The 13,014-nt window shown below is 68.0% G+C and carries 2 protein-coding genes; both read right to left on the minus strand.

Translation table 11 applies throughout. From position 1 onward, the window contains the following. Positions 1-91 precede the first annotated feature (91 nt). Positions 92-6,184 carry an RHS repeat-associated core domain-containing protein gene (locus ACH413_RS22435; RefSeq protein WP_360037640.1) on the minus strand — a complete coding sequence of 2,031 codons (6,093 nt, stop codon included), beginning with the start codon at positions 6,182-6,184 and terminating at the stop codon, positions 92-94. Between the two features lie 21 nt (positions 6,185-6,205). Continuing rightward, positions 6,206-12,940 (minus strand): LamG domain-containing protein, encoded by a 6,735-nt coding sequence (locus tag ACH413_RS22440; RefSeq protein WP_360037643.1) that lies wholly within the window; start codon positions 12,938-12,940, stop codon positions 6,206-6,208. Positions 12,941-13,014: the final 74 nt, after the last annotated feature.

Consider the following 13,014-nt stretch of genomic DNA (forward strand, 5'->3'; position numbering starts at 1 on the left):
CCTCAGCACCAGGCGAGGTGCCCGAGCGAAACAAACCCGGCCGAGCACCTCGCCACACCGCAAGCTCTACAACGAAACCAGATTCAGCACACTAGCACCCCGGCTTGTAGTCATAAACCTTGTTGTAGTTGTGGTTGTCCAGCCAGCCGATGTTGCCTCGGTCGTTGACGACGATTCGATACCTGTTCGTGTCCTTCGCGCCCATGTCGTAAATCGTCGCTCCTTCCCACTTCCGCAGCACCTTCGGCGGGGTTTTCCCCCTTTTCTCGTACGTGTCGGGCTCAGGCCCATTGCCCTTCGGCCTCGGGGTCGCCGTTCCGGCGACAACTTCCTCGAGTCGTTGCCGAACGATGTTCGGGATCACGGGCTCATCGCCACCCGCGTTGTGCACCAGCACCGGGGTTACGCCTGCCATCACGAAATATGTGTGAAGGCTGTCGACCGTCAGGTTGAAGGTGCGCATGACGCCTGAGTACCGGTGGACCGCGACCAGTTCGGCGCGACCGTCGCCCGGTGTGCTCAGAAGATCACCAGCGTCGAGTTGGTCCGCGTCCTCCCACTCTCCCGAACTGGCGTTGAAGAACGGGTGATGGGCGGTCGTCCGAACGACGTTCAGGCCGGCCGAGGTCGACACCGTGAGGTCCACGTACTCCTTGTCCTCGTCCGTCACGATGACGGCGAGCACCTCGTGCTGTTCGACCGACGGGCTTTCCGGCCGGCTTGAGGCGACCTCGTCTCCGATCTCGATCTCGTCGATCCGCTTGACCGAGCCGTCGGCCATCAAAACCAGGGTGTCGCCGGTGAAGCTGTTGGGCCCGCTGAGCCGGCAGGACCTCGGCGCCGCACGCGACGCGGCCCCGTTGCGGATCTTCAGCGCCATTGCCCCGCCCATAGCCATGTTGGCGAACTGGGACGCGACGTCCTCCCACGCCGCACCGTTGGAGCACTTGGCGAAGTTGTCAGCGCAGTAGTTCGCCGCGATGTCCTTGGCACCGGCGACGTCGTCCGGGTGAGCGAGCAGGTAGTTCCACGCTTCCTGGCAGGCCTGACGGCCGTAGCAGGCGGCGTGGCCGTCGCCCATGTCCTGGCCCCAGTAGTCGAGGCCGTAGCTGTAGCCGACCGTGCGCGTTGAGAAGATGTCGATCAGTTTGTGCACTTCGTTGGTCGCCGGCGAGTTCTTCTTCGTCCACCGAGTCTGAAAATCGTCACCGGGCGCGTCACCACCGAGCATCGGCTCGGTGGGCGGAGGCGGCGTCTGTTCGGCCTTGGTGCCACCAGGACGGCTGCTGCACGGCCCTTCGATCATGCAGCCCATCGCCAGCAGGCCGGACGGGTCGCTGAAGGTGATCGGCGAGTTGTTGCTGTACGCGTAGCCGTTCCACTGCTGCGGATCCTGGCCGTCCATGATCGGGTCGACGGAGATGAACCGGCCGATCAGCGGGTCGTACTGCCGCGCCCCGAGCTGGAGCAGCCCCGTGGAGGCGTCGATCGTGCCGCCGACGAAACCGCGTTCTCCCGGGAACGACGCCGCGCCGCCGCGAGGTGCCCCGAACGGGAGCTGGCGGCGGCGTTCCAGCGCCATGGTGTCCCGGTTGATCGCGATCTGTGCCGTGCCCTGGTGGTCGTTGGCCAGCCACGTGATCTTGGTCTGGCCTTCGCGCATCGCGATGACCTTGCCGCCGTGCGTGTAGTAGCGCGTGACGGTGGGCTTCGTCGCACCCTTGGCGAGGCGGAGTTCTTGGCCTGCCAAGTACAACGTCGTGCCGTCGGGGTCACGACGCAGCAGACGCGAGCCATCGGTGCCGTAGACGAACTTCGTCTCCTTGGCGCCTTCGGCGACCTTGGACACGCGTCCTTCGACGTCCCAGTCGAGAGTCTGGGACGTCCCAGCGAGATCGCGCGTCTTGGTGTTGCCCGCAGCGTCGTAGGTGAAGCGGTCGAGACGACTGCCACCGGGTCCGGAGGTCGTCACGGACGCGAGTTCGTGCGCCCGCGTGTAGCCGTAGGTGCGGGTGGTGTCGCCGCCAGTGGCGTGCTGGATCTCCTTCTTGCGGTTGCCGATGGCGTCGTACTCGAACGACTGCCAGTAGGGCGCGGGTCCGGTGAGCGTGTTCGAGGGATCGTCCGAGCACGGGGCCGACGGTGTCCACGCCTGGGTCAGCCGCTGCAGGTGGTCGTAGCGGAAGCACTGCCTGTCCACGCCGAGAACCGTGCTGTCCTGAACGGACAGGACGTTGCCGGAGTCGTCGTAGCTGTAGCTGACGTCCGCCTGCTTGGGCGACGGGACCTCGGCGTCGACGATGTACCGGTTCATCCGGCGGGTGTTGTCGTCGTAGTAGTTCGACATCCAGACGCGCTTGCCCGTCGTACCGCCGAGCTCGGTCCGGTAGAGCTCGCCGTACCGCGTGTACGTCGTGCTGTTGACGAGCATGTCGGAGGTCGTGCCGTTCAGGCCGGCCACGGTCTGGATCGGCCGTCCCAGGTCGTCGTAGTGGTGCAGCACGGTTTCGGACGGCATGTCGGCACCGGCGATGGCGCCGTACGTCTCACCCTGGACGCTGCCGTCGTCGTTGTACTGGAACGTCGAAAGGTACGTGCCCCTGAGCGGTCCTTCGGCGTCCGGGATCACGGTCTCGGTCTGCAGCGGCTGATCGAGCTGGCTGTAGGACAGCACCTTCGAGGTGTAGGCGTTGCCGTCGACGTACCTCGTCGATGTCGCCGGCAGGCCAAGGCCGTAGTCCGCGGTGTCATAGGTGAACTGCTGAAGCGTGGTCGTGCCCGACTTCGTCGAGACCTTGCGGTTCAACTTGTCGTAGGCGTAGGTGAGGGTCTTGTTCAGCGCGTCCGTGACGGTCTCGGCTCGGTCAAGCGCGTCGTAGGTGGTGGTGGACACGCCCTTGTCGACGTCTTCAGCACGGATCTGACGGCCGCGGACGTCGTACTCCCACTTCCACGTGTTACCCGCCGCATCCACAGTGGACGCGAGCTGGCCGGCGAGCGTGTACGTGTGGCGGACCACGTCGTGGTCACCGCTCGCCGTCGCCCCCTTGTACTGCCACAGTTCGGTCTTCTGGCCACGTGCGTCGTAGATCGTGGTGGTAGGAGTGGCGCCACGAGGTGGCGTGACGTCGACCCGGTCACCGCCGTACGCGGTGGTGGTGCGCCACTTCTCCTGCGCTCCCGCCTGGAAGATCGAGTTCAGGACCCGGCCGGATCCGTCGTGCTCCGTCCTGGTCAGACCGGGAACCTGGTTCTCCGAGAAGACGAGCAGGTTCGTGTCCACCGGCTTGTCGTTGAAGAACGGCTGCGTCACACGGGTAGGACGGCCCTGGGTGTCGTACTTGGTGTCCGCGACCAGACGTCCGCCGTCCGTCGGTGTCTGGGTCTGCCGCGGCCGGTACTGACCGTCGAAGACCGTGGTGCTGGTGAGGTAGTTGCTCTTGGCACTGATCTGCGTCACCTTGATCGAACTGGGAGCGTCGCGCTGGACGCCGTACTCGATCGACTGCGACGGCTTGGTCGGCCAGTCCTCCCGCGGGCGGTTCGGCAACCACACCGTGGTCGCCCGGCCGAGCGCGTCGAACACCGCTTCATGCACGTTCTCGTTGGCGTCGACCCGCTTCGTCTCCACGCCCCACGCCGGTTCGTACGTCGTGGTGACGGCATGACCGAGCGCGTCGGTGACGACCACGCCCGTGGCGGGGCCGCCGGTTGCCGGAACGAAGGCCGTCTTCGTCGTGTTGCCGAGTGCGTTCGTGGCCGTCAAGCTGCGGCCGTAGATGTCGTAGGTGCTGGTGAGCTTGGTGGCCCAGACCGGACCGGACGCCGGCCTCTGGTCGATCGTCTCGACCTTGGTGATGTTGCCGGCGTTGTCGTAGGTGTTGCGGACGCCGCCTAGCGACTGGGCCGGGAACGACGCCGCGGCGCCGCAGGCCGCGGCCACCGACTCCGATTCGAGCGGGTAGGACCAGCGCCAGCGGGGTTCGTCCTGCACGTAGGACGTGGTGGTGCAGCGGTCGTCGTCGGTCCTGTCGAGGTCGCCGTGGTCCTTGCTCTCGGTGACCTGGCCGTGGTCGTCGTACTTGCTCTCGGTCTTGGTCTTGCGCCAGCCACCCGACCGCAGCGCGGTGTAGGAGGTCGAGGATTCCTGCGCGGTCCAGTAGGCCTTGTGGTCGCCGCGGGTGGCGGTGGGGCCCCTCCAGGTCGGGGTCGAGATGGTCTTGGACAGGACGGTGTCGCCGGTGCCGTCGTGCACCTGCGACTCGAAGCGGAAACCGCTGAGCCAGTCGGAGTCCTCGCGTTTGCCGTTCTCCGAGTCGGTCACGTCGGCCGTGCGGGTCGCGTTGCCGGGCAGCTTGTCGCCGTGCATGCCGCGGTAGAAGCGTTCCTCGGTCATCGTGACCGGGCCGGCGATGTCGTTGTCCTTGCCGGTGAGCACGCGGACCCGGCCGAAGCCGCGGAACTCGTTGTAGGTCCGCTTGTCGTCCTTGGTGAACTCCGACTGGTCGCGCCGCCAGCCCGCGCCGTCGAGGTACTGGTAGCGCACCAGCTGTTCGGCGCTCGACGCGTAGCGGTCGGTGGTGGTGACCGATTCCACGACGTACTTGTGGAAGTAGTCGTCTCGCTGCTCGCCGTTCAGCGGCGCCCATTTGGCCGGGTAGCAGCGCTTGTTGTTGGTCTCCGGGTTGGCGGGCATGGCGGTGCCGGGAACACAGTCGGGTGCGGCGTACTTCACGGCGGTGACGCCGCCTGCCTCGGAGACCACGGCCGTGACGCGGTAGCGGTTCAGCGGGCCGATGCCGGTCGGGGTGTCGACGCGGTTCGGCATCGCGGTGCCTTCGAACGTCACCTGTGGCAGCGGGAGCTCACCACCGACCAGGCCGGTGTGCGTGATTCCCTTGAGCCACAACGCCGCGTTGTAGTCGTCGTTGGTCTTGGGGAACTCGTGCTGCAACGACCAGCGGTCGACGTTCTGGTAGCCATTGCCCTTGCGGACCTGGGTCGTGATCGTCGACAGGCGCTTCGTCGACCAGAAGGTCGGCTGGTGCTTGTCGGGGCAGGTGGCACCGTCGCAGCGGTCCGCGACGGAGGCGTCCGGCCAGTTCTCCTTGGTGTCGAGGGAGCAGTTGCTCTCCTTGACGCACCGGTTCTCCAGGCCGAACTCCACTCGCCCGCTGGCGGGGGCGTTCACGTCGTCGCGCAGGCCGTACTCGACCGACGCCAGCGTGCCGGCGCGGATGTAGGAGACAGCGGCGTTCTCGCGGTTCTTGCCGTACTTGTTGGTCTCGGTCTCGTAGTTGTAGAGGACCACGTTGCCGCGCGGGTCCACGACCTTGTCGAGCATCCACCGCCACGCGCGGTCGCACGACGAAGCCGCGAAAGTGTTCTCGTGGCACGGCTCGTTGACGTCGTCGCCGAACACGGGCACGGTCCAAGTGGACTTCGCGCCGTTCCGCGTGCCGAAGAAGTACTGCGTGCCGTCGACCGTCGTGATCTTCCACGACTCGTTGAACTTGTCGCCGTTGCCCTGCGTCGTGGTGCGCTCGACGAGCGAGCGGTCATCGGCCTTGAGCCGCCACGGGCCGGTGTCGCCGTCCCTGATCAGCATGCCGCCGCGGCCACCGAACGAGGCGGTCGCGTTGTCGCTGCGCCAGCACAGATCGCCGACCTTGGGCGGCGTGGTGCCGCCTTCGGTGTCGTCCATGCAGTTTCCGTAGGCGCGTTCGACGTACCCGGCGGAGAGGTCCCAGCCCTCACCGACCCACGACGGCTGGTTGTTCGTCACCGACGTCAGACCGTCCACAGCGGACGATCGGTAGGACAGCGCGAGCGACGGGCTGAACCCGCCGGGTGCCGGCGGCACGCGCAGTGGGTACGACCAGGAGAAGTCGCCGCTCTGCCGCGACACCTCCCACGACGACGAGGCCGAGAACGGGGTGGCGGCGAACGATCCGCCGCCCTGCTGAGTGCCGCCCGCGGACTGGTTTCCCTTCAACGCCCGCGTTGTCGCCTCGTCCTGCCCGCGGGTGCCGAGCGACCCGTTCGACACGGGAACGGACGGCACGTCCGGCGCGTTCACCGACGGGCTTCCCGCGGCGATGGCGGCCTCGTCGACCGCCACCGACACGGTGGTGATCGCGAGGCATACCGCCATCGCTCTTATGAGGGCGCGTTTGAGCTTCATGGTGTTCGTCTCCCCCAGAGGTCAGAACGTGGCGACGGTGGTGGGCGTGGTCACGAGCACGTGACCGAGTTGCTCCTCGACCAGCTGCCCCTCACAGGTGCTGCTGACCGAGTCGAACCGGTTGCCGGTCGCACCGGCACGGCAGCGCATCAGCGGCTTGGACTCCACGCCCTCCGGCGGTGAGGTCCAGACGTAGCCGATGCCTCCGAGGCGTTCCTTGCCTCCGCACGCCGAGTCCCGCGAGCTGAACGTGTCGGCGCCTTCGCGGCACAGCCAGAGAACAGCGGTGCCGGGTGCGCTTGCCAGCCCGAGGACACCGAGGACGCCTTCATGGCGGTAACCGGGAGCCACGCCGTGCGTGGTGCTCCAGTGATCCCACGGGAAGGACGTGCTGATGTACCGGGACAGCGGTGCGTAGCCACGCAGCCAGCCCAGGCGCTTCACCTTGGTCTGGCCTTCGCAGTCCTCTGCCGTGGCCGTGAACCTGTCGGCGTTGACGACGCACAGGTTGAGTTCGACGGCCGGGATGTTGACGGGCTTCACGGAGTAGACCGCGCCGGTCTCACCGATCAGCGTCGCGCCTTCGCAGTCCGCGGCGGTCGAGCTGAAGTGGTCGTTGCCCGACTTGCACGAGTACAGCGGTTGCGTGTTCGCCTCGGTCAACGACGGCGGCTGACCCATCACGCCCTCATAGCGGTAGTTCGGCAGCGGTGCCACGCCGGTGAGGCCCGTGTAGTGCTCGCCCACACCGGCGGTGCTGATGAACCGGCCGAGCTGGCCCGCGGGCGACAACGGACGGGACGCCCGTTCGAGCAGCGTCGCGTCGGGCGCCATGCCCAGCTCGACGCGGACCTCGTCGACCAGTCCGACGAACTGCTCGGCGTCCTTGCCGTCCGACTTGCTCCTGCCGACGGACATCGGGCCGTCGGCGAGCCACATGCGGCCGGACGTGGTGCCGACGAGCTTTCCGTCGACGTAGAGCTTCAGCAGTCCGGCGCCGTGGTCGTACACGCCGGCGAGGTGCGTCCAACGCCCCAGCACGGCAGGCTCCGCGGACAGCGCCTTCGCCAGCGGCGCCTCGGTCGAGTCCTGCACGGGTGCGGAGAACGCCCACCGCTTGGACTCCTGCCGGTACTGCAGGACGAAGCCGCTGACCTCGGTGCCGTCCTGGCCGAGCACGGTGGAGGTCCTGTCGTCCCGCTCCAGCCGCGCCCACGCCTGGACGGTGAAGCTGTCACGCGGGTTGACGCCGTAGGCCTTCGCCGTCGCGGAACCGGTGCCGTCGAACTTCATCGAGGTCCCGAACACCCCGCGGCCGAAGGTGACCCCGCCCGTCGTCGTCAACGTGTTGGCGCGCCAGGTGGTGTCATCGCCGTTGCTCGCGTCGAACTTCCAGAGACCGGCGTCGTTCAGCATGACGTCGTTGTGCACCAGGTTGATCTCGCCCTGCGTCAACGCCTTGGTGTAGACGCGGACGTCGTCGACGCCCTTGTTCCACCAGCTGCCCTTGACGCCGTCCCACTTGCTGCGCCCGACGGTGAACGGACCCGTGGCGTTCCAGCCGACCGCGCCGACCTTGACCGCGGACTGCACACCGTTGACGTACAGGCGAAGCTGCTTCGCCTCGGCGTCGTAGGCCACCGCAAGATGGGTCCACCGGCCGATCTTCGCGGTCTCGGACGAGACGAGCACCGTGGCGGTGCCGCCGTTCACGTCCGCGTGCGGCTGGACCACAGCCCATCGGCCCGAGTCGCCGTTGTAGGACAGGACGAAGGCGCTGTCCTGCGCGCCGTCCTGCGCCACGATCGACCGGTTGCCGGTGATGCCGGTCTCCGGGTAGGCCCACGCGCTGACGGTGTAGCTGCGCGAGGTGTCGATGACCGGCCCCGCGGTCTCCCCCGCGCCGCTCGACCCGTTGAACCAGGCGCTGCCGGCGTTGCGACCCCCGCCCCAGGTGGATCCGGAGCTCAGGGTGAGCGCGTTGCCACGGCCGCTGCTGTCCGCCGCGGTCGTGCCGGTCTTCTCGTCCAGTTTCCAGTGCCCGGCGTCCGCGACCGGCAGCGTGGCGGCCGGCTGGTCCTGCGCTGGATACGACTTGTACAGCTTGAACACGCCGTCGAGGTTGGTCGCACCGGTGTACATCCGGACGTCGTCGACGGATCCGGTCCAGCGTTCGGCCTCGGCCGGAACGCCCGCCAGCTTCGACCGGCCGATCTGCACCCCACCCGACGCGGTCCAGGCGTTGTTGAGCGCGCCCTCACCCATCCGGTTGCCGTTGACGTAGAGCAACAACTGCTTGGCCGCTCGGTCGTAGACGCCGACCAGGTGCACCCACTTCTTGAAGTCGGAACGCTCGACCGACACGGCGGCCTTCGTGATCACCGTGTTGCCGAGGTCGTCCTCGGGCATCTCGAAGATCCAGTTGGCGGGGTTGTTCCTGTCCTGGAGGTACCCGAGGCGGAACTTGCTGTTCTGGTTCGCGTCCTGGCTGACCGCCACCTTCTTGCACTTGGCGGCGGAACATTCCTCCGGCAGGTACACCCACGCCGACACCGTGAAGCTCTGGTCCGTGCGGGGTACCGCGCCCGTCGACACCTCGCCGGCGCCGTTGAAGCTCACCGCGTTGCCGAGACGGCCGGGTGCGTAGGTGGCGTTGGTGAGCGTGCCCGCCTTGCCCCCGACCGCGTCGCCGGCGGTGGCGCCGACGCCCTCGTCGAACTGCCACTTGTGCAGGAGGTTGAGGTCACGGCCCGACTTCGCGCGGATCTCGTCCGCGAACAGCGCGCGGTTGTGGACCTCCACGTCGTCGATCGCACCGGGGAAGAGGTCCACGTCGGCACCGTTCCACTGCGCACGGCCGATGCGGAACTGGCCGTCCGGCCGGTCCCAGGCGTCCGGATGAGTGGCGGAGGCTGCCTCGATGCCGTTGACGTACAACGTCATCCGGTCGCGAGCCGCGTCGTAGGTGCCCACCAGGTGGGTCCACACACCCTGCTGGGCCACCGCGCCGATCGCCCGCGTCTGGCGGCCGCCGCCGTTCGTCTCGTCCTTGCCGAACATCGCGAACGACCAGTGCCCGTCCGGCGTGGCCTGCAACTGGAAGGCGCTGACCGTGTTGCCGTCCTGGGACAGCACGGCCGGGTAGCGGTCGCTGACGACACTGTCCAGTCGCGCCCACGCGCTGACGGAGAAGTTGCGCGACGTGTCCACCGCGTGCCCGGCACGCAGTGACGACCCCGGGACACCTGTCAGGCGGACGCCGAGGTCCTTCGGGTCGGAGTTCTCGTTCTGGCCGCTCACCCAGTCGACCGGGTCGCCGAGCGTCAGGGTGCCGTTGTTGCCGGACGCGTCGACGGCGTCGCCGTCGAGGCGCCACTGCCGGACCGGGTCGGCGTCCAGCTTGACGATGTCGCGGATCTCGTCGGCCGCCAGCGCCCTGCTGTGCACGCGGACGTCGTCCAGATCGCCCTTCAGGAAGGCGCCCTGCTGGTCGGTGCCCATCACGAACGGACCGCCCGCGTCCCAGAACGGCTTGGTGGCAACGGCGCTCACCGCGGCCTCGCCACCGTCCAGGTACAGGGTCGCCTTCTTCGTGCCGGTGTCGAAGACAGCGGCCAGATGCGTCGGCACGTTCTTCACCGCGCTGCCCGGCGCGCTCTGCGCGAGCACGTTCCACGCCGTGCTGCCGTTGCCCTCGGTCATCCCGAAGAGCCAGCGACCGTCCTTCTGCTGCAGCACGAACCCGCTGGAGCTCGGACCGTCCTGCGACAGCACGGTCATCGGGCCGGTGGTGTCCGAAAGCGTGACGGATGCCGACACCGTGAAGCTCTTGTCCGTGCGCACGACGGCGCCCGTGGTGCGAGCCTGCCCGGTGCCGTCGAAGCGCACCGCGTTGTTCTTCGGCTGTGGACGCTGTTCGAAGAACGACACCCCGCCGGAAAGCGCGGCGTTCGCCCCGTTGGTGACGGCGTTGCGCGCGGTGGTGCCCGGAGCGTCCTCGAACCGCCAGTGTCCGACCTGGACGTTGTCGCGCCGCACTTCGCCGGTCACCTCGGCGTCGGTCAGCGCGCGGTCGTACACGCGCACCTCGTCGATGGCACCGAACATGCTGTGGTGGAAGGTGCCCTGCGCCTTGGCCTGGCCGATGCGCAGCTCACCGGCCGCGTGCCACGGAGTGGTGGCCTTGCCGGTGCCCTGCAGCACCCCGTTGACGTACAGCTTGACGTCCTTGGTGTCCGCGTCGAACACACCGGTGAGGTGGGTCCACGCACCCGGCGTGGGTTCCTCCAGCGACTTCACGACGCCCCAGGTGGTCGGGTTCGCGGAGTCCTGCTGTGGCATCACGAACACCCAGCGCCTGTTGTCCGCCTGGTACTGCAGGCAGAAGGCGCACACCGAGTTGCCGTCCTGGCTCACGACCGCACGCCAGTACTGGTCGAGTCCGCCGTCGAGGCGCACCCATGCCGAGACGCTGAAGCTCGAGTCGGTGCGCACGGCGTTCGGGGCGGTGGCGTGGCCACCCATGCCGTCGAGGGCGAGCGCGGAACCCACCGCGCCGGTGGTGAAGCCCGTCTCGCCGTGCGTCGTGCCGTGCCGGTCACCCAGATACGCGGTGTCGTTGACGTTGCCGTCCATGGCGTACTGGGCGATCGCGCCGGTGCCCGCACGGACGTAGATGTGGTAGACGCGTGCCGGGCCGGCGTTGCCCGCGCGGTCGACCGAGCGCACGAAGAGGTCGCGCGGGCCGTCACCGGGCATGGTCAGCGTGACCGTCGTACTGCCACCGAGCGCGTCGGCCTGCGCCGACAGCGGGGTCGTGTCGTCGTCCCAGCCGTAGGCGAACCTGTCGGTGTCGGCGTCCTTGGCGGTGAAGGTGAACTTGCCCGGCACCGTGGTGCCGCCGTGCCAGCGGTTGTCCTCCGGGTAGCCGACGCTGCTGACGTCCGGCTTGTTGACCGGATTCGTGCGGTCGATCCGGAACTGCTTGGGCCCCAGCACGTAGTCCGATCTCCACGCGCCGTCATCGGCCGCCACGAACCACGTGACCAGACGGCCGTCGGCGACCCCGGTCAGCGACACGTCCTGCGAGGTGTTGGACCAGGAGGGCAACCAGGCGTTGCTCCAGAAGACCCTCTTGTTCTGGGTGTTGGCGACGTCCGGGTTCTCGTCGTAGACGTCCCAGGTGGCCTTGACCTGGTCACCGTCCGAATCGGACACGTTGGCCTTCAACGTGATCGTCGATCCGCCGTACCACGGCATGCCGCCGCAGTGGCCGCACGCCTGGAGGTTCTCCACGGTCGCGGGGTCCCGCGGGGTGTCCGCACGGCCGTTGTAGTAGACGACCAGCTTCGACTTGCTGGGATCGAACTTGCGCCAGGCGTTCTCGTCGTCCGACGACCCGATCCAGTACGTGGAGTTGCCGGTCGTGTCGAGCCAGTGGTGGAAGGTGTCCTTGCTGAAGGAGAAGGCCTTGTGTTCCGAGCAGTTGCCGTTCACGGAGGGCACGCTCGCGCTGGTGAGGACGCCGATGTCGCCCGGCTGGTTGTTCCAGTTCGTGCCGGGCCCGATGTCCCCGTTGGCCACGTGCAGATCGTGCTGGTGCCAGGCGTTGCAGGTCGGAGAGTGCACGACGGTCGCGTCCATGCGGGCGGAGGAGACGCTCTTGCCGTTGAGGAAGCTCGTGTCGAACTGGAAGTACGACCGCGTGACCAGCTTCGGTGACGTCAGGTAGGCGCGGCCGGACCTCGCGGTCGGGTCGACCCGCACCCACGAGTACGTCTCCGCCTGGGAGTCAGCGCCGTTCCAGTGCGGCTTCTCCCTCATCGGGTTGGAGCCGTCGTCGTACACGGTCGTCCAGCCGACGTTGGACTTCTCGGCGGGCGCCGGGTCGACGTACACCGGGTACACGGTCGCGGGGTCGGTCAGCAGCTTCTGGTCCGGCAGCAGCGTGAGCGAGTCCGCCGCGAACTCGACGCCGATCGGTACCTGATCGGTGCGCGGCGCCTCGGTCTCCGCACGCTGCTTCGAGTCCCACATCAGCGACTGCGGCACCGCGAACACGACCTCGCCAGCCGCGTCGACCAGGTCGAACGCACCCTCTGCGCCAGGGCGGACGGTCAGCCCTGTGGTCTGCATCCCGAGCTTCACGGCGGTGACGTGCTCGGCCGCCGTCTTGTCCTTGACGACGAGCAACTGCTCGTAGCCGCCGTTCTTCGCGGTCATCTTCAGGTCGACGCCCTCGAAGACCTCGCGGTAGGTCGCGACCGGGCCGTCCACCGCCGGGGCCGGCAGCACGCCGGGCCAGGTCAGGGTGAACTCCTTGCCGCCCTTGCCCAGCCGGACCAGCGGTTCGGTGCCGCCACGGGAGAACGTCATGCCGACGCTGGTCGCCTTGGTCTCGAGTCCCTTGTCGGTCGGGGTCAGTTCCGGGTCGATCGACACCCACTTGCCGTCGCGCTGAACGCGTTGGGGCAGCGCGGAGACCGCGGCCTTGAGGTGCCCGCTGGGCTGCGCGAACACCTCGCGCGTCTCGGTGCGCATGTTGACCGCTTCGACCTCGATGCCCTGCGCGCGGGCGGCGTTGAGAGCCGTCGCGGTGTCAGGTGCCTCGGTGACGGGCTGCGGCGCCGCTGTCTGCGGCGTGTCGGCGACTACGGCCACGACGGTGGCGGCCAGGGCGAGTGACAGCAGGGCTGCGGAGACGTTTCTGGACGTGCGCAGGCATGACTGACTCGCCGCGCGGCGGCGGTGCAACAAAGTGGGCCCCCAGGCTCGCGCATGTCCCCCGACGACACGCGAACTAGTTATGTCGGCGTGAAGCCTGACTGACG

It is taken from the genome of Lentzea sp. NPDC020367 (assembly GCF_044387305.1).
Taxonomy (GTDB): domain Bacteria; phylum Actinomycetota; class Actinomycetes; order Mycobacteriales; family Pseudonocardiaceae; genus Lentzea.